The sequence below is a fragment of the Bradyrhizobium sp. CCGUVB14 genome, from assembly GCF_024199935.1.
GTDB lineage: Bacteria > Pseudomonadota > Alphaproteobacteria > Rhizobiales > Xanthobacteraceae > Bradyrhizobium.
The window spans coordinates 5144590-5163720 of the sequence record NZ_JANADS010000001.1 but is presented as its reverse complement, the minus strand read 5'-3'; the positions used below and the strand labels follow the sequence as shown (position 1 = coordinate 5163720).

General features: G+C 60.8%; 23 protein-coding genes and 1 tRNA gene. 12 read left to right on the top strand and 12 right to left on the bottom strand.

Going from position 1 to position 19131, the window contains the following annotated elements; all coding sequences use genetic code 11:
- Nucleotides 1-14 precede the first annotated feature (14 nt).
- Nucleotides 15-683: a LysE family translocator gene (locus NLM32_RS23915; RefSeq protein ID WP_254131323.1), complete on the bottom strand. Its 669-nt coding sequence runs from the start codon at nucleotides 681-683 to the stop codon at nucleotides 15-17.
- A 370-nt stretch (nucleotides 684-1053) separates the two neighbouring features.
- Between NLM32_RS23915 and NLM32_RS23910 the strand changes: the two genes are divergently transcribed.
- Entirely contained in the window at nucleotides 1054-1359 is a 306-nt protein-coding gene (locus tag NLM32_RS23910; RefSeq protein WP_254131322.1) for a cupin domain-containing protein, read from the top strand.
- A 151-nt stretch (nucleotides 1360-1510) separates the two neighbouring features.
- Complete coding sequence (locus NLM32_RS23905; RefSeq protein WP_254131321.1) at nucleotides 1511-1999, top strand: hypothetical protein; 489 nt, start codon at nucleotides 1511-1513, stop codon at nucleotides 1997-1999.
- Between the two features lie 361 nt (nucleotides 2000-2360).
- On the opposite strand, the gene NLM32_RS23900 is transcribed toward NLM32_RS23905, so the two are convergent.
- The 4 genes from NLM32_RS23900 to NLM32_RS23885 all read right to left on the bottom strand — a co-directional run bounded on the left by NLM32_RS23900 (nucleotide 2361) and on the right by NLM32_RS23885 (nucleotide 4935).
- On the bottom strand, nucleotides 2361-2930 hold the full coding sequence (locus NLM32_RS23900) for a hypothetical protein (RefSeq protein WP_254131320.1): 570 nt from the start codon (nucleotides 2928-2930) through the stop codon (nucleotides 2361-2363).
- Between the two features lie 174 nt (nucleotides 2931-3104).
- Nucleotides 3105-3698 carry a hypothetical protein gene (locus NLM32_RS23895; protein WP_254131319.1) on the bottom strand — a complete coding sequence of 198 codons (594 nt, stop codon included), beginning with the start codon at nucleotides 3696-3698 and terminating at the stop codon, nucleotides 3105-3107.
- A 119-nt stretch (nucleotides 3699-3817) separates the two neighbouring features.
- Nucleotides 3818-4405, bottom strand: coding sequence for a hypothetical protein (locus tag NLM32_RS23890; protein ID WP_254131318.1), 588 nt, complete (start codon nucleotides 4403-4405; stop codon nucleotides 3818-3820).
- On the bottom strand, nucleotides 4354-4935 hold the full coding sequence (locus tag NLM32_RS23885) for a hypothetical protein (RefSeq protein ID WP_254131317.1): 582 nt from the start codon (nucleotides 4933-4935) through the stop codon (nucleotides 4354-4356). Before NLM32_RS23885 ends, NLM32_RS23890 begins: the two co-directional genes overlap by 52 nt.
- 537 nt (nucleotides 4936-5472) lie before the next feature.
- Here NLM32_RS23885 and NLM32_RS23880 point away from each other — a divergent pair.
- Complete coding sequence (locus NLM32_RS23880; protein ID WP_254131316.1) at nucleotides 5473-6216, top strand: response regulator; 744 nt, start codon at nucleotides 5473-5475, stop codon at nucleotides 6214-6216.
- A 138-nt stretch (nucleotides 6217-6354) separates the two neighbouring features.
- Here NLM32_RS23880 and NLM32_RS23875 read toward each other — a convergent pair whose 3' ends face one another.
- A complete protein-coding gene (locus NLM32_RS23875) occupies nucleotides 6355-7023 on the bottom strand; it encodes a DUF4145 domain-containing protein (protein WP_254131315.1) in 669 nt (222 codons plus the stop codon).
- Nucleotides 7024-7274: 251 nt separating this feature from the next.
- On the opposite strand from NLM32_RS23875, the gene NLM32_RS23870 reads away from it, so the two are divergent.
- Nucleotides 7275-7727: a VOC family protein gene (locus tag NLM32_RS23870; protein ID WP_254131314.1), complete on the top strand. Its 453-nt coding sequence runs from the start codon at nucleotides 7275-7277 to the stop codon at nucleotides 7725-7727.
- Nucleotides 7728-8046: 319 nt separating this feature from the next.
- Nucleotides 8047-8685 (top strand): glutathione S-transferase family protein, encoded by a 639-nt coding sequence (locus tag NLM32_RS23865; protein ID WP_254131313.1) that lies wholly within the window; start codon nucleotides 8047-8049, stop codon nucleotides 8683-8685.
- Nucleotides 8686-8817: 132 nt separating this feature from the next.
- On the opposite strand, the gene NLM32_RS23860 is transcribed toward NLM32_RS23865, so the two are convergent.
- Genes NLM32_RS23860 through NLM32_RS23850 form a run of 3 tightly spaced genes read right to left on the bottom strand, consistent with a single transcriptional unit; the run spans nucleotide 8818 to nucleotide 9536 of the window.
- On the bottom strand, nucleotides 8818-8985 hold the full coding sequence (locus NLM32_RS23860) for a hypothetical protein (RefSeq protein ID WP_254131312.1): 168 nt from the start codon (nucleotides 8983-8985) through the stop codon (nucleotides 8818-8820).
- Nucleotides 8986-8992: 7 nt separating this feature from the next.
- Nucleotides 8993-9235 carry a porin gene (locus NLM32_RS23855; protein WP_254131311.1) on the bottom strand — a complete coding sequence of 81 codons (243 nt, stop codon included), beginning with the start codon at nucleotides 9233-9235 and terminating at the stop codon, nucleotides 8993-8995.
- Nucleotides 9236-9281: 46 nt separating this feature from the next.
- Nucleotides 9282-9536 carry a PilZ domain-containing protein gene (locus NLM32_RS23850; protein ID WP_254131310.1) on the bottom strand — a complete coding sequence of 85 codons (255 nt, stop codon included), beginning with the start codon at nucleotides 9534-9536 and terminating at the stop codon, nucleotides 9282-9284.
- A 229-nt stretch (nucleotides 9537-9765) separates the two neighbouring features.
- Here NLM32_RS23850 and NLM32_RS23845 point away from each other — a divergent pair.
- Nucleotides 9766-9840 (top strand) — tRNA-Glu (locus NLM32_RS23845).
- An 18-nt stretch (nucleotides 9841-9858) separates the two neighbouring features.
- Here NLM32_RS23845 and NLM32_RS23840 read toward each other — a convergent pair.
- From NLM32_RS23840 to NLM32_RS23830, 3 genes are all read right to left on the bottom strand, one after another.
- A complete protein-coding gene (locus tag NLM32_RS23840) occupies nucleotides 9859-11508 on the bottom strand; it encodes a hypothetical protein (protein WP_254131309.1) in 1650 nt (549 codons plus the stop codon).
- 20 nt (nucleotides 11509-11528) lie between these two features.
- Nucleotides 11529-12980 (bottom strand): glycosyltransferase, encoded by a 1452-nt coding sequence (locus NLM32_RS23835; protein WP_254131308.1) that lies wholly within the window; start codon nucleotides 12978-12980, stop codon nucleotides 11529-11531.
- 260 nt (nucleotides 12981-13240) lie between these two features.
- Nucleotides 13241-14317, bottom strand: coding sequence for an acyltransferase (locus NLM32_RS23830; protein WP_254131307.1), 1077 nt, complete (start codon nucleotides 14315-14317; stop codon nucleotides 13241-13243).
- A gap of 212 nt (nucleotides 14318-14529) precedes the next feature.
- On the opposite strand from NLM32_RS23830, the gene NLM32_RS23825 reads away from it, so the two are divergent.
- From NLM32_RS23825 to NLM32_RS23800, 6 genes are all read left to right on the top strand, one after another.
- Nucleotides 14530-15186 (top strand): hypothetical protein, encoded by a 657-nt coding sequence (locus tag NLM32_RS23825; RefSeq protein ID WP_254131306.1) that lies wholly within the window; start codon nucleotides 14530-14532, stop codon nucleotides 15184-15186.
- Nucleotides 15187-15309: 123 nt separating this feature from the next.
- The gene (locus NLM32_RS23820) at nucleotides 15310-15516 is read left to right on the top strand and encodes a hypothetical protein (RefSeq protein ID WP_148778603.1); all 207 of its coding nucleotides are present in this window, start codon (nucleotides 15310-15312) and stop codon (nucleotides 15514-15516) included.
- A 254-nt stretch (nucleotides 15517-15770) separates the two neighbouring features.
- Nucleotides 15771-16397, top strand: coding sequence for a PilZ domain-containing protein (locus NLM32_RS23815; protein WP_254131305.1), 627 nt, complete (start codon nucleotides 15771-15773; stop codon nucleotides 16395-16397).
- A 114-nt stretch (nucleotides 16398-16511) separates the two neighbouring features.
- Complete coding sequence (locus NLM32_RS23810; RefSeq protein ID WP_254131304.1) at nucleotides 16512-16769, top strand: hypothetical protein; 258 nt, start codon at nucleotides 16512-16514, stop codon at nucleotides 16767-16769.
- A 615-nt stretch (nucleotides 16770-17384) separates the two neighbouring features.
- Complete coding sequence (locus tag NLM32_RS23805; protein ID WP_254131303.1) at nucleotides 17385-18425, top strand: PrsW family intramembrane metalloprotease; 1041 nt, start codon at nucleotides 17385-17387, stop codon at nucleotides 18423-18425.
- Nucleotides 18426-18494: 69 nt separating this feature from the next.
- Nucleotides 18495-19073, top strand: a complete 579-nt coding sequence (locus NLM32_RS23800) for an HdeD family acid-resistance protein (RefSeq protein WP_254131302.1) — start codon at nucleotides 18495-18497, stop codon at nucleotides 19071-19073.
- Nucleotides 19074-19131 lie beyond the last annotated feature (58 nt).

Genomic DNA, 19131 nt, shown 5'->3' with positions numbered 1-19131 from the left:
AGATGGAGGGCTCTTCACCGCTGCTCGGTGGCGATACGCAAACCCAGAGCAATCAGGACGACTCCCGTCACGCCCTCCACGAGGCGACGTACGGTCGGCCGTTGCAGCGCATTCCGCACTCTGTGGATTGCTGCGGCATAGACTGCGAGCCAGACGAAGGTCATCCCTGCAAACACAATTCCAAGAGCGAGCAGCGTCGCAAAGGTCGAACCGCCTGTCGGCGCGAACTGCGGAAGCAGGCTTGTGAAGAAAACAGCCATCTTGGGATTGCCGAGATCGCTGATGAGCCCCTGTCTGAAAGCGATCCAGGGGCTTACGCGGCCGTGCGAGCGGTTCTCCACCGCGATGTCAGAACCTTGCTCCGACGGCCAAAGGGCTTCGTACAACGCAATGATGCCGAGATAGATGAGATAAGCGGCTCCCAAATACTTGATCGCAAGAAACAGTGACGCCGAGGCCACCAACAGAGCAGCAAGGCCGACGCTGGTCGCCAGGGCCCAGATCGTCTGCCCAACCGCGATGCCAGCCGCTGTGCAAATCCCGCCAGTCCGCCCCGCCAAAAGGGTGTTGCGAATAGTCGTGGCCGTGTCAGGCCCCGGCGTGACGATGACGATGATCGACGTCCCGATGAACGCAAGAAAAGATAGCATACTCCGCTGCTCCTCCACGTTGCCGTCGACCATAATACACACTGCCGGGTTTTTTGGCTCGGCCCGGTGCGCCCAAAACGGAGATCATGGGCACATAGGATGGGTTGAGCACTTGCGAAACCCATCGCACTTGTTCTCCCGGAGCGTCCTGTCATGAGAGCCGGATTATGGTGATAGCGCACTTACTCTATTCGCTAACGTCCTCCTGCTGATCCTGCAGCTTGGGCCCCCGCGGTTGGCCGGCCGGCGACTTGGTGCACTGTCACCGTATTACTGCCGCCGCTCGCTTTCGCCAGCACGCTGAGCATCAGCTCCGCCGCAGAGCTCAATCCCGCCGCGGTCATACAAACTGCCGGACCGAATCCCCTGGGGCCCGGTTGACGCGCGCGGCGCGCAATCGGCCGTGGTGGTCGGCAATCCCGACAAGCCCGGCTTCTACATGGTCTACAGCAAGTGGACCAAGGGCAACCATTTCAGCCGCCCGCACTTCCATCCGAACGACCGCTACATCGTGGTCGTGCAAGGCACCCGGTGGGTCGGCTCAGGCCCGAAATTCGATCCTGAAAACGGCACCGTGCCGATGCCCGCAGGCAGCTTCGTCACCCACACCGGCAAGCAGGTGCACTGGGACGGCGCCAAGGACGAAGACGCTGTGCGGCTGATCATGGGCGAAGGCCCGGCGACCGCGACCGCGGCGGAGGAGAAGTAGAGGAAGAGCGACAAACATTCTGCCTGGGCGTTTCGCGCCGCTCCCTCATCCGCCTACGGCGTGCTAGCTTCGAGATTCAGCGCCTTTCCTCCACCTCTCGGCGCTACACCAGGCCCGTGATCATTCGGGCTTTTGCATGGCGGGCCAAATCATGGATGACTTGATTTCGATCGAGCTGACCGCGCGTTCAGAAGCGACTTTTGAACAGCATGATGACAAGCTACGACAAAACATTCCGGATGTGCTTTTCGACAGCCCGCCTCCCAGCTCCGATCCCACGCGCGATGCCGAGATACTGGCTGGATTAAAAAAAGCTGCTTCCAATACAGGACTAACTCTCGAAGAAGCCAGACGCGATTTCCCACGCGGGGGTATGAGCAGCCTCTCGACCCTGGTTACCGTCGAAACCATCAACATTGCGGGGCCATACTTGGCCTATGCTGGAGGTGCAGCGGCGGGCGTCGCAGTTTTTCTTCGGAATGTTCTCGGATCAATATCCGATTGGGAGAAGTTGAGAAGAGGCCGAACCGTCACAATCAAAGTGAAAGGTGAAAACGTTCAAATTGAGGATGGAATGGACATCGATGAAGTCCTTAGGAGGATTCGGAAGAGCCTTGGCATCGATGAGCGGACGGGCTAGTCGGGTCGCGCCCCACCGCCATGAGCAACGACGGCATGTCCAAGTAGGGCCTGTCAAAGGACCGCATGAAGAAGGACGAAATGTCGAAGTAAGCCGACCTCTCCACGGCGAACACCCAACGGCGCTGCTTGCCCGGCAGCGCGGTTTCTGTTTGCTCATACAACGTCTTTCAGCAGGCGTTAGCGCTCTGGATTGTTGCGACAGTGCAGTCAGTTCACGGCGTCGCTGCTGTGCACTGCTCTTCGGGGACAACTCAATCAAAGCAGCGTAATTCGCGCTACCTACACGAGAGAGAGCAAATCACCTCGGCGCTCTCTCCGCCCTTGGCGCCAGAATAGCCATTAATCAGCCGGGCTTTTGTTCAAGCTCGAATCTCCGCCAAAAACCGCGCTTCAATCTCTTTAAGCTGCTTTAGAAATTCGTCAGCCTTCTTCTTAGCATCGTCTGTTTGTTGCGATCCCTCGTGCTTGGCGTATTGATGATTCTCGGCGAGCATGTAGCAAGCATCAATTTGCACTCGATTTTCCGGACTGAGCGCCGCGCCATAGGTGGAGATGTATTTTCGCAACCGAACCGACGTGTCGGTAAAATCGTCCACGACGTTATCCATTGCATCATCCCAGTCCATGTCGGGATATGCGTATTTTGGCTCAATGAAGCGATGTAATGCTATGAAAGCCGACGCAGCTTCCAACTCTTTTTGATAGAGCATCTCCCTCTTCTTTAGAGCCAGCTTGTGCGTCTCCGTCTCTTTCGCAAGTTCGCCCTTAAGACGCTCGGTCTCCTGTCCCAATGCCGCTTTATGACTCTCGATCGATCGATCGGCCATGAACTTTGAAAAGAAGCCGGCAAGAGCAATGGTAAGCACCGCGCCTCCGCCCAAATATGTCAATGCCTGCAGCAACAGGCCCCATGCTTCTGCTTTTGTCATCCCTTCCCCTTCCTCAGCCCCACAAAAAGAACTTTGCTTCTAATAACTCGCGCGTCCACAACCAGCCAAGGGTCGAGCGTAGCCAAGCGACGCTGAAGTCCGTGGCTGCCGATGATTTGAGCGCACTGTCGCCGCAATTTGTCTTCGTAGCGCTTGAATTCCGACGGAGACAAATCACTGTGCAGGTGCCGACAGGTCGGCCCCGCGCTTCTTCACGACGTCGTAAGAGTGCGCACCGAGAAGCGCTCCTCCGCATGCGAGTGCAGCTGCAAGCAGCATCGATGTCAGCGTTTTCCAACGATCTCTTCTCGAATTTAGACGAATAAGGTCCGATACAGTGAGTACGCTGACTGCGGTATCGGGCAATCGGCAAGAGATCTCACAAACGGATGAAGGGCCATCGTAAAGTATCTTAAAGCTGAACCGCTCGTTTGGATTGAAGAACGGTAGTGTCGCCGCGAACTCTGGCGAGGTGCCGTTGGTCGGCAACGCAGTAACTCGGACTTCTGATGCGAGGGCTTCACTGTCACTTGAGCAGCTAATCTGGGCGAACGGGTGGTAGCCTGGAAGTTTTACAGTGATGGAAATATCCCGTAGAGAGCAGTTGCCGGTGTTGCGAACCGTGATTGTAGAAAGCATCAGCTGGCTGGTCGTGTAGTCCTTAAATTTGAATTCGAAGTTACCGTGTTGCCGGAGCGTGGAAGAAAGATCATCCACGTCCATGAGCACAAAGCGAAGCAGCCGCTTCTCACGGTGATAACGGGCCAAGAGGTAGCCTCCAACCACCCCGATTATGGCGGCTAGAACGCTCGCCGTGGCCGCTACCCAGTCTCCGTGCATGATTCCACCTAAATTTTCCGTGAATTCCTGACCGCCACCAATGACTCTCAGGACTTCAGCTTCATATGTATTGCGTATTCAACGTGTCCCTCATCAGGCGATGCTGCTCTTTGTACCGCGCGCGCGACCACAACTGGGCGCGACCGATGAATCTCTAAGAGCTCGCCCAGAACGGCGTCGATCCACATCTTCAACTGCCGCACCTCAGGCGCTGAGCTGAGCGTATGCGCATCCTTGGCGCCACGAGTGTAGGCATTGCGTGTGATGGTGGCGCTCAGCTCTTCGGCGAGGTTAATTGTAAGTTCTGGCGCAGACATTTCTTCTTTGGAGAGCTTCCGCTTGCGGAGCACATGCAGCGCCTTCTGGCGCTGAGTTGGCTTATCTTGATCCTTCTCAAGCTTGAAACCGTTCACTGCTATCACTTCGGAATCGGGAGCCAGGTAGTTCAGCGTCTCGCGAAGGACTTCGCGCAGCTCATGGGCGATGCCCCGATACGAATGTCGCCGCACGTCAGCGAGGTCGATGACTACTTGTTCATAGGAGACGGCAGCCGCGGGAACAATGCGACGCAAGGTCTTCACGATCAGCAGCTCAGTCGGTGTCGGGACCGCGATTTTGGTCGTGCGGCGAGCCATTGGCGTTTATCGCCGCTTGCGGCGCTGTTTTGTTGCAGGTTGTGCCGCATTAGATCGTGGGAGAGCGTGCACAACCAAATTGTAGCCGACAGGCGATATTCGCCGCGACTTGTGTTTTCCAAATACCCGGCAGCCGCGGCATTTGTAAGCGCGCTCGTCGGAGCGCGCGGCATCGGGAATGCAGCCATCTTGAAATATTTGCGGATAGTCTCAACGTTGATCGTTGACGACGCTTCTGCCGGCGACGCGACCTCGGAAAGGTAATAGGCAATAACGGCCACCATTTCATTGGCAGACCGAGGCTGCTTCTCAGCGGTGAGAGTGCGGATATCTTTGATCGGCGAAGTCCGGGTTTCGTACGGGACTGTGGCCACGGTTGCCATCTCGGAAATCAGTCCGTCCGATTGGAACGTGCCCATATCAAGACGCTTGAGAACGTATTCAAGGACGCGGCTTCTTCCCGTTTCGTCGAGCGGCTGCATCAGCTCAATGATCGTTCTGATCGCTTTCAGTTCGGGATCTTCTGCCATCTCTTCCCCGTCGATGTGCCTCGCCTAAAGGTTGCGCAGATTAAATGGCGGTTACGTTCTCCACAACATCCCGGCTTCCAGCATGCACAACTACTACATGCGTCCGGTTCTTTCCCAAGGGGCAGGAAAACCGGTGGCCCAATCCCCCAATATCGCTGGCTACGGGGGCAAATCCTGATGTAACGCCAGCCCGATGCAGCGCCTTTCGCGCTGATTTCGATTAGCAGGGCTGGCCGGATCATCTGGATCAACTGCCCGTAGATGGGTTGAGCGCTTGCGAAACCCATCGCACTTGCTTCCCGGTGGCGTCCTCATGACGGTGGGTCACCGCAACTTCGTTCCGGGCGGATGCATCTTCGTCATCGTGAACTTGGCGCAACGGCAGCTATAGTTGCTGACATCGGGAAGAGATGGGTTTCGCGAGGGCTTAACTCATCCTACGAGCTCAGCCATTCTGAAGACGAGCTCCGCAACTAATGGTTGTTTTCCGTTGTGTTTGGTGAGATCCTTGGTATGCTCCCGCAGCCTGAGGGAACTATGGATACCTTTGTCCGTCTTATCGAGGCGCTCGCAAAGCTCGTTGCCGCCTTCGCTTGGCCGGGGGTGGTGATATTCCTCTTCTGGTGGTTTGGCGAAGCGCTGAAGCAGTTCCTACTCGGCGTCTCGGAAGGCTCATTCAAGGCCTTTGGTATCGAAGGCTCTGCTAAGCGCCGGGTCCAGCAAGCTCTTGTCAGCGCCGAACTCTCGAAACAGGAAACAGATAGCAACCGACCAGCTCAACTAAGCCGCTCGGTAGGCATGTCACTCCGTGCTGCCGACTACGCTGTTAATTTGCTTAAGCTTCACGGTCCCCTCACATCAGGCCGAAAATTGCTTTGGGTCGACGATCAGCCGGGCAACAATCTCTTGGAAGCGAAGGCGCTGGAAGAATTGGGCTTCGCTGTCGACTTTGTCGTGAGCACCGACGAGGCACTCCAAAACATTCTCAAGACTAGATACGACGCTATCATCTCCGATATGTCGCGTCCCGGAGACACTGAGGCTGGAAAAACATTAGTCCGCAAACTCAGAGAAATGGGCAGCGAGATTCCGGTCGTTGTCTATAGCTCAAACGAATCTCCTCAATTCGCATCAGAACTTCGGGATGCAGGAGCATTTGCGGTCACGCATCTCGCTTCCGAACTGATTAGCCGTGTAGCCGAAGCTGTTAACTTGGGAACTTCATGGGCCAAACCTGATATTTCGTCTTATCGTTATCGTCATTTGCGCTCCTCGTCTTAGTGACGGTGCAATTGCGGTGACAGTGCTGGACTGCAGTACCTTTGAAGTGAGGCGCGACGTTTGCAATCAGCAGCGAGGCTGGAGTTCCCTAAGGGCCCTTATCGAGACTCCAGAGACCAAGGGTCATCGTCTATCTTCTTATGCTCCTCGCCGAGCAGCGCGCCGCGCTTCAGCATCTTTCAATCTCCCCGGAAGCGTAAACAGCGCCTCAAGCATCTCTACGGTGAAATCTTGCAAATCTAACGCGTCATCTTTGCTGAGCGGCGTATTGTGGACCGCATCGTTCGCATCTTCGCGAATACAGTCGGCCAACGCTTCTACGTCTTTTGGAAGTAGGTTGTTTGCGAACAGCCACTCCAGCCTGGGTTTCAAACTGAAGCGCGTCCGTTTGTCCGGCGGCGGGCCGCTCGGCGCCGCGTTCATTTTGTCCTTCGAAACTTGATCGAGGATCTTCCTGAACATGGCGCATGCTGCGTTCCATGCGCCAACCGAGATGCACTCGGCTCCTTCGTCAAAAATCAATTTGAGATCGGGTGGAGTGTGATCAGGTGTGGGCACGGCATCCGGTTTGGGGCGAACAACAGCGCCAATCAGGACATCGTCATCAATCAAGGTGTCATACTTGAAGTAACTAACAGGCGTGTCTTTGTTCGGGCGGCGAATGATTTCCCAGGTTGCTGACTTGTAGCATTTTCGACATTGCAGGTAGTATTCGTAGCTGGGTCCTGGATAAGTTGAGCAACCCCTAACGTCATGGGTCATCTGGTTCGCACCGCAACGAGCACAGTCGACAGTAAGATAAGCCATCTTCGCCTCCCAATTGGATTCAACCTAAACGGAGCGCAAATGCAATGCCTCCGTCGAGGATTGCTCACTGGTGCCTCCGCTCCGGTCCTCATTGCCGAACATGCAAAACTGGTGGGGTGCTCCGCTTCAACCGACAGTTCGACTGTGGCGCGGCCTGATCCCGCCCCCTGCCCCTCTTCCCCTTTTCCTGCTATCTCTCCTCCCCGCCATCCCGGCCCAAAGCAAAACCCCATCCGTAGGGAGCAACAACCATGCGTTATCTCCACACCATGCTGCGCGTGCGCAATCTCGATGTCGCGCTGAAGTTTTACCAGGATGCGCTGGGGCTGAAGGAGGTGCGGCGGATCGAGAACGACAAGGGGCGCTTCACGCTCGTGTTCCTGTGCTCGGCGGACGATCTCGAGGCACTGAAGACGCAGCCGCAGACGCGCGGCGCGCCGCTGGTCGAGCTCACTTACAACTGGGACGAGGAGACGTATGGCGAGGACCGTTTCTTCGGCCATCTCGCCTATGAGGTCGACGACATCTACGCCACCTGCGCGAAGCTGCAAAAGGCTGGCGTCACCATCAACCGGCCGCCGCGCGACGGCAACATGGCGTTCGTGCGCTCGCCCGATCTGCACTCGATCGAGATCCTGCAGAAGGGCGAGCCGAAAGCGCCGGCCGAGCCGTGGGCGTCGATGCCGAATACCGGCCATTGGTAAGGCTTTTACCACAGGAACCAGCGCCCACCCGGCGCGTTCTCCCTTCAACAAAGCGATTGGAGGAGGACGCAATGGGACGAGGAATATTGCTGTGGCTGCTGGGTGTCCCTATCCCGGTGATCATTCTGTTGTGGCTGTTCTTCGGCCATTGATCTCCGCGCAAACGCATCTTGCGTGTGTCGCGCCGGCTTGCTCTGCAAGGAAAGCTTCGCCTCTGGCGGAGCTTTTTGCATGAGGGGCTCACGGCAATGCGCATCGCTCCAGGCCGCGAATTCCGCTATCACCCGCGCGACGTCAAAAAACGCTGCGGGAGGATTTCATGCCGGACCAAAAACTGACGATCTGGGGCCGCGCCAATTCGGTCAACGTGCAGAAGGTGCTGTGGTGCCTGACCGAGCTCTCCCTGCCCTACGAGCGCATCGACGCCGGCATGGCCTATGGCAAGACCCGCGAGGCCGGCTATCTCGCGATGAATCCCAATGCGCGCGTGCCGACGCTGGTCGAAGGCGATTATGCGCTGTGGGAATCCAATTCGATCATGCGCTATCTCTGCATGGCGCATGGGCGCGGCACGCCGATCTATCCGGAGCCGCCGAAGAAGCGCGCCGGCGTCGACCGCTGGCTCGACTGGACGCTGTCGATGGTGCAGCCGGTCGATCGCCCGGTGTTCTGGGGCATCGTGCGCACGCCGCCTGCCGAGCGCGACATGATCAAGATCCAGAGGGATGCCGACGCGGCCGCCGAGGTCTGGGCCATCGCCGACCACCATCTGGCATCGCGCACCTTCATCGAAGGCGACCAGTTCACGATCGCCGATATCGCGATCGGTTGCTACGCGCGGCGCTGGCTCGGCGTCGAGGGGATCACTCGTCCGGCGCAACCGAACCTGACGCGGTGGCTCGCCGCGCTCGGCAAGCGGCCCGGATTTGCGCAGCACGTGGCGCCGCCGATGTCGTAAAGCCGCTGACGCGGCTTAAGCTGCGGTGAGAGCACGTTGAATCGCGCGGGCCGCGCAAACGGGGCGCGTCCGACGTCTTCCTTGACGGCTACTGTGCATGGGGTTGTTTTCGCGTTTTTGTTGAAGGGCGCGTCAGCGCCAGCCGCGCTCGGCCATCACGACGACCACGATCAGCACCAGCGTGACCACCGCGGTGGCGAGCTTGGCCGTCCATGAGAGCCCGCGTCCGACCCACCACAACAGCGCGCAATACATCAGCGCGGGGACGAGCAGATCGAGCCGCAGCAGGTCCTGAGACATCTGTCCCTCAGCGCCCGGTCACGGTGTCGACCCTGACCGAGCCGCCGATCTTCACGCAGGTGCCCTCGACCATCATGAAGCCCCGGCCATAAGCGGCGCAGGCATTGGCCTTGCTGGCAGCCCCCGTGGTGCTCTTCAGCGGCAGGGTCTTGCCCGACTGGGGCTGCTCGGTCGGCGGCAGGCGCAGCGTCTCGGCTCCGGCTGCGGAGGTCGTCGCGAGTGAGATCAGGACGAGGACGGAAAGGCGCATGCCCGCCTTGTAACCCGGACCCGGGCCAGGCGCTATCGGGCGGCCGTCAGAGGAACTTGATGCCGGCCGACTTGCCGCGGCGCCAGACCACCTGGCAGCTCCGCCCGGTCCGGGCGTCGCGCGCAAACGCCATCCGGATCACGCCCGGCAGCTGGCTCGCATCCTCGTCCATGGTGATCTTGGCGCCGGAGGCCGAGATGTCCTGGACCAGGCAATGCCGCGCCGCGAATCCGCCCTCGAGCGTGATCCAGGCGTGCTGCGACAGCATTTTGCGGGCTGCGCGCTTCTTGGGCTGTGGCATCGGCGAAAGATATCTCCCGCCCCAGCGCTAGCCCAGGGAACCCTAAGAAACGGTTGAAATCGCCGCCCGCACGATCCCGGGGCAGGCTATCCACCGGGCCCAAAAGAGCGTTCCGGAACGGCTTGCCCACGGGCCGAAAGGCCACTATACGTTCGCCCGCTGCAAGCCGCCGGGCACGACTCGGACCGGCCAGCGGGCCTGTCGCCACATGCGGCCCGGCCTTGCGTTTGCTCCCTTCGTCTATCGGTTAGGACGCCACCCTTTCACGGTGGAGAGAGCGGTTCGATTCCGCTAGGGAGCGCCAAGCAGCAGCCCCCATCCCTCACCGCTCGCCCAGGAAGCTCTCGCGCACCTTCGCGCAGGCGAACCCGACGGTATAGACGTGGATCCCCTCGATCACGCAATGGTCCGGATGGAGCGCCAGCAGCCCGATCGAATTGTCCTCGTTCAGTTCCCACGGTGAGCGGACCACGATGCAGGGATAGTCCGCAGCGAGCCTGGCGTAGCTGGTGGCGCGAAAATTGGTCTTCAGGACATGCGTGTAGGTGTTGTGGTCCAGCAGGGCGACCGCGAAGGCGTGCTCATAGGCGACCGAGAACCTCTCCCGCATCGCCTGGTCGCCCCAGAGCTGCAAGGTCATGTCCCAGCCGTGATTCATGTCGTTCTCCGGCGCTCCCACGAACATGCCGGAGACGTTGGCGCAGACCGGACCCGCCGCGACCACGGCCTTCGAGAGCCTGGCCCCGATCGCATTCGAGGCAGAGGCTTGCAGCGCGATAGCGCGGGCGTCGATCAGCGTCACCGCCGCCGTCACGGCACATAGGCCGCCCGCAAGCAGGCTCAGCGCCGCCGACGGAACCGAGGGGGCCAGGCGCCTGATCTGCACCACGACCAGGACGAGGACACCGCCCGTCAGGGCCCACGATGCCATCATGTAATGCAGCGCGAAATGCTTCGACGTCGCCACGAGGTAGGCCGCAAAGACCAGGGCGGCAGCGCTGAGCGTGAGGCTGACCGGATCGCGCCAGTCGCGCGTCTTGATGCACCAGGCCAGCGCCGCAGCAGCGGCTGCGATGTAGGCACCCGCCGCGAGCGGTCCGGCCGTGATGATCTCGCGCATGTTCGACCAGAACGTCGCGAAGTCGATGAATCCGGTCTCGCCCTCACCGTAATGTCCCTTGTGGGTTGCGATCTGCACCAGCCATCCGAACCCGCGCGTGATCGTTCCGGGATTGAAGACGAGACTGAAGGCAACGAAGCCGATCGCCCCCGTGAGCAAGGCGGCGACGACCGCCCGCCGGTTTCTGAGCAGGCACACCGCGAACAGCGCCTGCGGCAGGTAGAGATATTTGGTCGTGAAGCCGAGCGCGAAAATTAATCCGGACACCACGCCGAGGCTGGTCGCCGGCGGTCGCGCGTCGAGCGCAGCCTTGAGCACGATCGCCATGCCGAACAGCGCGATCGCGACCATGAGGCTTTCCGGGGCGAGCACCGTCTGAAAATGAAACGCATCGGGATGAACGAACGCGCCGGCTTGAAACAGCATCGCAGCAATGGCACTGCGCGTGGTCCGACCGACGATGAGCCCGCCTGCCAGCAACGCGCCCGAGAGCACCAGCGCCTCGCAAGTCCGCGCCGCGAAGGTGATCGCATCGTAGTGCTTGAGCCCGAACGCAACGATATCGTCAGGCCGGGCGACCAGGGCCCAGCCCCTGATGACAAGTTCGACGAGCAGCGTCGTCGTCGTTCCCGGATGATCGAATTTCAGCGAGCCATATCCGGCCGCCGCCACCAGGCCGTTCATGGTGTAGGCCGATTCCGGATCAACCTGGACACCCCAGACCGCCTGCCAGGCCGAATAGAGCAACGTCGCCGCCAGATACAATATCGGCACGATCAGGATCAGCGACGTTCTGACCCTCCCGCTCACGCGCGTGTCGGGAAAAGCGCGATCGGCTGACATCATCGGCATCGAACCGCGGCTTCCACGGCCTAGATCGCCTTGATCTTGAGAAAGGCGAAAGCCACCATCTTCAGCAGCATCCAGCCGTGACGAAACCTCGAGATCTGGGTTTCGCCATAGGTGCGCGCGGCGTAGCGGATCGGAAGATCCACCGATTTCAGATTGAGCTTCGAGGCGCCGAAGATCAGGTCGAAATCGCCGAATGGATCGAAATCGCCGAAATAGGCCTTGCCGGCCTTCAGACGCTGATAGTCGCTCCGGCGCAGAACCTTGGTGCCGCACAGCGTGTCCGTATAGCGCTGGTTGAGCAGCCAGGAGAACAGATAGGAAAAGATCTTGTTGGCGATCAGGTTGAGGAAGCGCATCGCGCCCTCGTCCATGGGATAGACCAGGCGCGATCCGTTGACGAACTCACCCTTGCCCGACAGCAACGCCTCGACGAATTTCGGAATCTGTTCCGGTGGCATGGTCAGATCGGCATCTAGAATGATCAGCACGTCGCCGCGTGCCGCGTCGAACGCGGTGAAGACGGCGTCGGCCTTGCCCTTGCCCGGCTGGCGCATCACCTTGATGTCCCTGGAGGGATACGCCTGCTTGACCCGCTCCATCTCCTCGAAGGTGCCGTCCTGGCTGTGGCCTTCGATGAAGATGATCTCGATGTCGCGGCAGAAGTCGGGCATCCGCAGGACAGCCGGCTCGATATTACCGCGCTCGTTGCGCGCGGGCACCACGACGGTGGCGGAGCAAAACTCCTCCCTCGCCCTGCGGCTCGAGCGCGCGACCATATAGTGCCGCAGCGCCGCCTGGCGGATCCCCGGCAGCACACTGACGAAACGATTGAGGAAGCGCCCGAGCCCGAATATCCGGACCGGCGACAGCACGCGCTGCTCGGACTTCACCGGATCGAAGTCCCCAAGTCTCGCCAGACTGCGCAAGTCGGACGGCGACAGCACGTTCTGATCCGGCTGCGGCATCCGCAGGCCGACGAGCTCGGCCAATTTCAGCACGGGGTACCAGAGATGCGAGAAGTAGCCGATCACCAGCCGCGTATCCCGCGTGCACAGTGGATGCAGCTGTGCGATGAACTTCTGACAATCCTCCAGCGAACCGATCGTATCGAGGACGAGGATATAGTCGAACGGACCTTGCAGCACTTCCAGCGTCGCAGGGTCTTCGGCATCGCCGACGACGAAGGTGAGATCGGAGTGGCGCTCCCGCGCGATCTCGATCTGCTTGCGACAGAAATCTATTCCGACGCCATGCGATGGCGCGAGGCTCGCGAGCGTGTCGCCAACACCGCATCCGATCTCCAGGACGCGACTTCCCGCCGGGATCAAGAACCGGAGATAGCGTTCATCCTCGTCATGAAAGAAGCTGTTCTTCTCGCGCCAGGCCACGCGGTCCGTGGCGACGCTGTCGGCGTGATCGAGGATGCCTGCTTTTCGCGGAGACAGGCAGTCCGACGTGAGGGTCATGTCCATGACAGGACACAGGCCTCGTCACGCCTGCTCGAACGATAATCTATCGCGACATCAAACAACGCAGCGCGAGGCGCCGCAGACACAAAAAAACACATAAAAACAGTTCCCCCGAACCTGCTGCTACTCAAGCGCAACTGCAGCGGGACTTCAACAGGAACGTCATTCGGCGGGCCAGAATTTAAGCCCCCAATCCGGCGACGATCGAATGCTGCCGAGCGCGCCACATCGGCGCGAAGGTCAACGACCGCGCTGCGGATTCCTCAGGTCGTCGTGAAAACCTCACGTCGCCGGTCGCGCCATTTTCGGCTGATCGCGATGAACGGCTCTTCGATGAACCGCTGGGATATCCACGCCATCGGCGTGGTCAAGATAACGCCGATGACAATGCTCAACAGGATCGACAGCAAGGGCCAGCCATCGATGGTGCTGATGCGAACCGCAACGGTCAAGCCGATGATGTGGAAGAGATAGAAGCTGTAGGATATCCGGCCGTAGAAGCCTAGCGCCGGATGATCCAGCCAACGAAAGCCGCGCTGCCGATCCCCAAACGCGATCAACGCAACCAGCAGCCCGGATGAACAGGCTTCGAGCAAGATGATCGGCGCGGTTTGCTTCTGCAGACCGCAATAGAGGAACAGGCCACCCGCCACGACAGCCACCACCATCTGCCGATCGCCGATACGTTCCTCGAGGCGGCGTCCCGAGAAGTGCAGCGCCGCGCCAAGCACGAAAGCATACAAGGGCGCGATGTTCGTGTAGCCGCCGAGCAGGTGCGCATATGGCCCGATGAACGACAACCCGAACAGCACTGCGATCGCTGCGATCAGGACCCGCGAGCCAAATCGCCGGCCGGCCAGGAAAGCCAGAATGATGACCGGAGTTGCGAAACACTCCACCGTCATCGACCACATCGGCCCATTGATGTCGTGCCGGATCATCAGGGCGTTCAGCATCACGTTGAACGGCGAAAAATCGGGCCTGAAGCCCACGTAGAACCCGAATGCCTCGTGCAGCACGGCCAGCAGCAGCACGACCGCAATCGCCGCCGGAAATAGCCGGAGAATCCTGTGACGCAGGAATACCGCGATGTCGTCGTTCCGAGCCAGCGAGCGCGACAGTACGAAGCCGCTCAGCACGAAGAAGAGCACCACCGGCGCCATGCCTGTGACATAGGTGTCGGTGAAGCGTCCGAATGCATGGTAGCCAACGACAGAGACCGCGGCCAGGCCGCGCAGCGACTCAAGTCTCGGCAGGAATTCGAGTTTTTGAATCACGCTCGTCCCGACATCCAGGGTCTGGATTTCGACGGCTTCTGATCTGGCCGCATCGGTTCGCACTTAGGCACAATACGGCACGCCATGGCAATCTATCGAAATGGGTCCGTCCGCGGACCGGCCTTGATCGCTCGGGAAATCGGGCACCCGAATGATGCGCCGGCAGAATCTGTCCTCCGGCATGAACCTCCCCGCCCCTCAACTCCGACCAATGTCCGAAGGAACCGCCTCGCCGACCGCGATGGCGTTACGTCTTGAAGGACCGGGCTCGGCCCATGGAGCAACGCAAATCCACAGCGAACGGCCCGTCCGGCGCCCCACCGGCGCCGGCCTGGATGCGACGCACGTTGCCCTACTCGCCCGACCGGCGTGCCAAAATGCTGGAGCACATGGCGCGCGCCAGATCGGTGCCGTCGCCACAAGCTGCGAAGGCGACGGAGCCGTCGCGCATGAGCGGCTGGGACATTCTCCGCGACGCCTATGGCTACGCCGTCCTGTCGGCGATCATCGCGTTCTTTTTGCAATCGCGCGTGCCGTTTTATCTCGGGGCGTTCATCTTCCTGACCGACGGCGAGCGCGTCGAAGGCGCCCTCGCGATGATGGGGATCCGGTTCGAGCCGGAAGCGATCAGGCCTGACATCGTCAAGGGCTTCGTCTCCCTGTTCGGATGGTTCGCATTGCTCGTGTCGTTGCGGGACTTCGTCCCCGGCTGGCTTACCGCCTGGATGCCTCCGGCCGAACCGTCCTGGTCTCTCATCGCCGGCATTGCCTTTGCTTTCACCATCGTCGAAGCGCTCGCGACGCGCGCAATGCGGCGCGTGTTGCCGTGGTTCGGGCTGGAGATCAGCTCCAACGGCCTGACCTGGGCGGTGATGAAGCTCGCCCTTGCGCTTGGCGTGCTGGCTTTGCTCGCGCTGCACGGCCCTGCCTGAACGGCGCCATTCAGCTCGGGCGAAAAACCCGCGTCAGGTCTCCGTAAGCCGGTGCAGCTAGTTTCAGGGCGTCCGATTCACAGACCCCGCCAAACGGCAGGTGGCATTGCCACGCGGTGAGACATGAGCTCCTTGGAGCAGGCGAAGCTGCGACAGATCGCGATCGTGTCGCGCGCGTTGGCACGACAGGACGGCATCGACTATCGGCAAACCTCGAGGGACGAGCGGCATCAGTACCGGCGGGAGGCGATCATCACGCTGCTCGGCAACTGGACCCTTGATGACATCCGCCTCGCCGACGGCATCATCGCCAAATGCAGGAACGGCTGACAGTAAACGCGTGAGCCTCGATTGCTCCGCTTCCGTCGTCGCGCTTCGCGCGATTGCGGACAAGGCGACCGCAATGACGTGGTTGTGAATGCGCGCGCCCGATAACCGGGACGTTTTGCCGCTTATCCCGGCACATTACCGACCTGCTCATTTACCGGAAATTTACCCCTGCTCCTGAGCGCCGGTATCATTTGCTTAGAATTTGACCGCTACCGTGGAATTACGGAAACAATCAGAAACACGAACTGGCACCCATGTCCGTCGCAGAGTTCCTCAGGCAGCGTGCCGTGGAAGTGAACGTGAGCGGTAGCTATTCGCTGCATCGCTGGTACGATTGCGATGGCAAACTGCGAAACTTCGCCTGCCGCACCAAGCGCGTTTCACCCTTCCGCATGATCGTGGACGTGCCGGTCGTCGGCAAGATCGGCGAGCGCGTCACCTCCTACTTCCAGGATTTCGGCGAGTTCCAGTGCACCATCAGCGCGACGCTGAAATCGGGCTTCCTGATGGAGCTCGACATGACCCGCGCACGCCGCGCCTGGATGTCGGAAAAGCTGACCTGGCTCGAAAAGAAGCAGAAGGACGACAGCATCCAGGATCTGCGCCGTGACGCGCGCTTTGTCCCGCAGGCCTCACACACATTCCTGACGGTTGCCGACGGCAGCACCCATCCCTGCTTTATCATCGACGTCTCAACGGCCGGCGTCGCGATCTCCTGCGAATACGACCCGCCGATCGGGACCCCGCTTGCGGTCGGCGCCTGCGTTGGCCGCGTCATCCGTAAGTTCGATAATGGCTTTGCGGTGAAGTTCACCGAGAAGCAGCAGCGGGACGACCTCGTCCGCCTGGTCGTACGCCAGGCCGTGCCGCAGCCGGGCTAACGCCGGACAAACGAACCAGATTGCTGCCCTACCGCGGCCCCATTGCGGGATCAGCCTCTCAGGGGTCCGTGCCGCGTGCCGGGCATCATTGCAGGCTTGCGATCGGGGGACCGGATGGCAGTCGACAAGATCACAGTTGATAAGATCACTTGGGACAGGGTCGGCCGGGTCACCGAGCCCGGGCGCTACATGTACACGTTCGGATGGCTCACGATTACGGCCGGTGACCTCGATATCTGGAAACGGTATCCAGAAGCCGCCTTCACGCTGCTCGCCCACTATTCCGAGCCAGATGAGGCCGTCGGCGAAGAATTCCACCTCGGGGCCTTCGACATCACGCCCGACGCTCCAGCGCCGTTCACCACCCATTGAGGGCGGGAAGCGCAGGCTAGGGCCGCCTTTCGGGAATCGGCGATTCGAACCGGAGCAAGCCGTGCCCGGTGTGAGCCGCCGTTGCACCATGTGCAGGCCTTCTCGGGAACGCATGGCATGCGCGTTGCTTAATCAACGCCATGATCCATATTCCTCCCGCCGACCAGGCCTTCCTGCTGCTGCTCATCGTCTCCTGTCTTGGCACGTGCCTCATACGCGCCATCTGGGAGCTCGAGCAGCTGCGAGCCCGCCGGATCGCATCATCGCCTCGCCGACGCACAACGAAGCGTGATTAGGCGGTCTCATTGGCCGGACGTTGTCCGAACGAGGCCCATCCCGCCTCTGGACTCGCCGCGCGCGCACGTGCATCGTGAATCGAAGAAACCTGCACACTGCCTTGATCTGACTTATCAATCGCGATCCGCTGACCGGCGCGCAGCCGTTATAGTCGACGACGAGGTGGTTCTGTCATGCAATTGATTGCGCTCGTATTCTACACGGCCCTGATGAACGCCGGCTGTCGTGCCTGTTAAGCTACGGGACAGCCGGCGCATGACAGATGGTCGCATCGGGAAACGTAGATAAGCGGACCAAGGGAACCTAATTTCGGCGCCGATGTATCTGATTGAAGCTTTACCCACCGTCATCGGGACAGCCGCCATCGCCCCGGCGCTGCTGATGCTGTGGCTTGTCATTGCCGCCGAGGAACGCCCCGGGCCGCCGGCCCAGGTCTGGACCGCGTTCCTGCTTGGCGCGGCCAGCATCTCGCTGCTGGGTCTGGCCCGGGCCCCCTTCGCCAAGATGGTTGCGGCGCCCGACAATCCCTGGACGGCACTTGTGATGCATTCGGTCTTCGGCGTCGCGCTGCCCGAGGAGGCCGTGAAGGTCATCGCCATCGTGCTGATCTCCTCGACCAAGCGGCGAACCTTTGCCAACCCCATGGACACCGTGGTCTACGGCGCCGCCGTCGGCCTTGGCTTCGCGGCTTACGAGAACCTCGCCTACCTGGTGCAGCATGCCGAGATGTGGCGGTCGCTGGCGGCGCTGCGCAGCGTTCTCACCGTGCCGTTCCACGGCGCGCTCGGCATCATCGCGGGCGCCTATCTCACGATCGCCCGGGCCGGCACGGCGTTGGGCGCAAACCGCCATCACCGCGACTGGGCCCGTCTCTCCAGCCGGCTGCTGATTTTCGCGGGCCCACTCGCACTGCACGCGGCGTTCGACTTCCCGCTGCTCACGCTCCAGCGCATGCCCGATCTCGATCCGACAATCCGGATGTGGCTGGGCGGGGCAAGCCTTCTGATCGGCTTCAGCTCGATCGCTTTTGCCATGCGCCTGGTGCGTCGCGTCGCGCGCCACCACGCGCCCCGCACCGATATCGCGCGGGAGCGTCTCAGCCAGCTGCGCCGGATGTGGGCGCTCTGGCTCGCCGGCGGCGGTGTCGGCTTCCTCGGCCTCGCTTTCGTGCTGACCTCGATCCATCACTGGCTCATCAACCCCGAGCGCAATCTGACGCTGGCCCTGATCCCGATCGGCTTCGTCTCGATCCTGCTCGGCCTTGCGCTGCTGGTGGTCACGACCGCGATCTACGTCCTCGGCCGCAACCGCATCCGCACCACTGGCGAGGGTTTTTCGTCAGCGCACGGCGGCGGTTGATCCGCAGGATGGCAAGCGTGGAATGTGCGTACCAGATTGGGCGCACGTCGTTCGATCCGGAGCTAGCCGATGACTTCGCCTGAGGAATTTTCGCGGCTGCAATCGGCAATGAGCCAGGCGGTAAAGGCGCATTGGAGGGCCTTTCTGTTCGAAGGCATTCTGCTCGCCGCTCTCGGCATCGCCGCGCTGATCCTGCCGCCGCTCGCCAGTCTCGCCATCACGATTCTTCTCGGCTGGATGTTCCTGGTCAGCGGTATCGGCGGATTGATCGTGACCTATTGGGCGCGCGCCACGCCGGGCTTCTGGTGGTCGCTGATCTCCGCGGCGCTGGCGGTGCTCGCCGGCATGCTGCTGTTGGCCCGCCCGATGCAGGCCGTGCTGACGCTGACCATCGTGCTCGGCGCCTATTTCCTCGCCGAGGGTGTCACCACCATCATGTACGCGCTGGAGCACCGCCGCGAGCTGAGCGGCCGCTGGTCGTGGTTGCTGATCTCAGGCCTCGTCGACATCGCGATCGCGTTCATGGTGATCGCGGGACTGCCGAGTTCGGCGGAATGGGCCATCGGCGTGCTGGTCGGCATCAACCTGTTGTTCGGCGGCGCCACCCTGATCGGCGTGGCCTTGGCGGCACGCAAAAGCAACACCTGAGCCGCCTCGTCGCCGCCGCGCCGATTGGGGGGTGACAAGGCGCCAACGGCAAGCTATA

Excerpts from the sequence above, each read along its gene's own strand:
- NLM32_RS23915 (WP_254131323.1), bottom strand. The coding sequence starts at position 683 with ATGGTCGACGGCAACGTGGAGGAGCAGCGGAGTATGCTATCTTTTCTT.
- NLM32_RS23905 (WP_254131321.1), top strand. The coding sequence starts at position 1,511 with ATGGATGACTTGATTTCGATCGAGCTGACCGCGCGTTCAGAAGCGACT.
- NLM32_RS23900 (WP_254131320.1), bottom strand. The coding sequence starts at position 2,930 with ATGACAAAAGCAGAAGCATGGGGCCTGTTGCTGCAGGCATTGACATAT.
- NLM32_RS23890 (WP_254131318.1), bottom strand. The coding sequence starts at position 4,405 with ATGGCTCGCCGCACGACCAAAATCGCGGTCCCGACACCGACTGAGCTG.
- NLM32_RS23885 (WP_254131317.1), bottom strand. The coding sequence starts at position 4,935 with ATGGCAGAAGATCCCGAACTGAAAGCGATCAGAACGATCATTGAGCTG.
- NLM32_RS23880 (WP_254131316.1), top strand. The coding sequence starts at position 5,473 with ATGGATACCTTTGTCCGTCTTATCGAGGCGCTCGCAAAGCTCGTTGCC.
- NLM32_RS23875 (WP_254131315.1), bottom strand. The coding sequence starts at position 7,023 with ATGGCTTATCTTACTGTCGACTGTGCTCGTTGCGGTGCGAACCAGATG.
- NLM32_RS23870 (WP_254131314.1), top strand. The coding sequence starts at position 7,275 with ATGCGTTATCTCCACACCATGCTGCGCGTGCGCAATCTCGATGTCGCG.
- NLM32_RS23865 (WP_254131313.1), top strand. The coding sequence starts at position 8,047 with ATGCCGGACCAAAAACTGACGATCTGGGGCCGCGCCAATTCGGTCAAC.
- NLM32_RS23860 (WP_254131312.1), bottom strand. The coding sequence starts at position 8,985 with ATGTCTCAGGACCTGCTGCGGCTCGATCTGCTCGTCCCCGCGCTGATG.
- NLM32_RS23855 (WP_254131311.1), bottom strand. The coding sequence starts at position 9,235 with ATGCGCCTTTCCGTCCTCGTCCTGATCTCACTCGCGACGACCTCCGCA.
- NLM32_RS23850 (WP_254131310.1), bottom strand. The coding sequence starts at position 9,536 with ATGCCACAGCCCAAGAAGCGCGCAGCCCGCAAAATGCTGTCGCAGCAC.
- NLM32_RS23840 (WP_254131309.1), bottom strand. The coding sequence starts at position 11,508 with ATGCCGATGATGTCAGCCGATCGCGCTTTTCCCGACACGCGCGTGAGC.
- NLM32_RS23835 (WP_254131308.1), bottom strand. The coding sequence starts at position 12,980 with ATGGACATGACCCTCACGTCGGACTGCCTGTCTCCGCGAAAAGCAGGC.
- NLM32_RS23825 (WP_254131306.1), top strand. The coding sequence starts at position 14,530 with ATGGAGCAACGCAAATCCACAGCGAACGGCCCGTCCGGCGCCCCACCG.
- NLM32_RS23820 (WP_148778603.1), top strand. The coding sequence starts at position 15,310 with ATGAGCTCCTTGGAGCAGGCGAAGCTGCGACAGATCGCGATCGTGTCG.
- NLM32_RS23815 (WP_254131305.1), top strand. The coding sequence starts at position 15,771 with ATGTCCGTCGCAGAGTTCCTCAGGCAGCGTGCCGTGGAAGTGAACGTG.
- NLM32_RS23810 (WP_254131304.1), top strand. The coding sequence starts at position 16,512 with ATGGCAGTCGACAAGATCACAGTTGATAAGATCACTTGGGACAGGGTC.
- NLM32_RS23805 (WP_254131303.1), top strand. The coding sequence starts at position 17,385 with ATGTATCTGATTGAAGCTTTACCCACCGTCATCGGGACAGCCGCCATC.
- NLM32_RS23800 (WP_254131302.1), top strand. The coding sequence starts at position 18,495 with ATGACTTCGCCTGAGGAATTTTCGCGGCTGCAATCGGCAATGAGCCAG.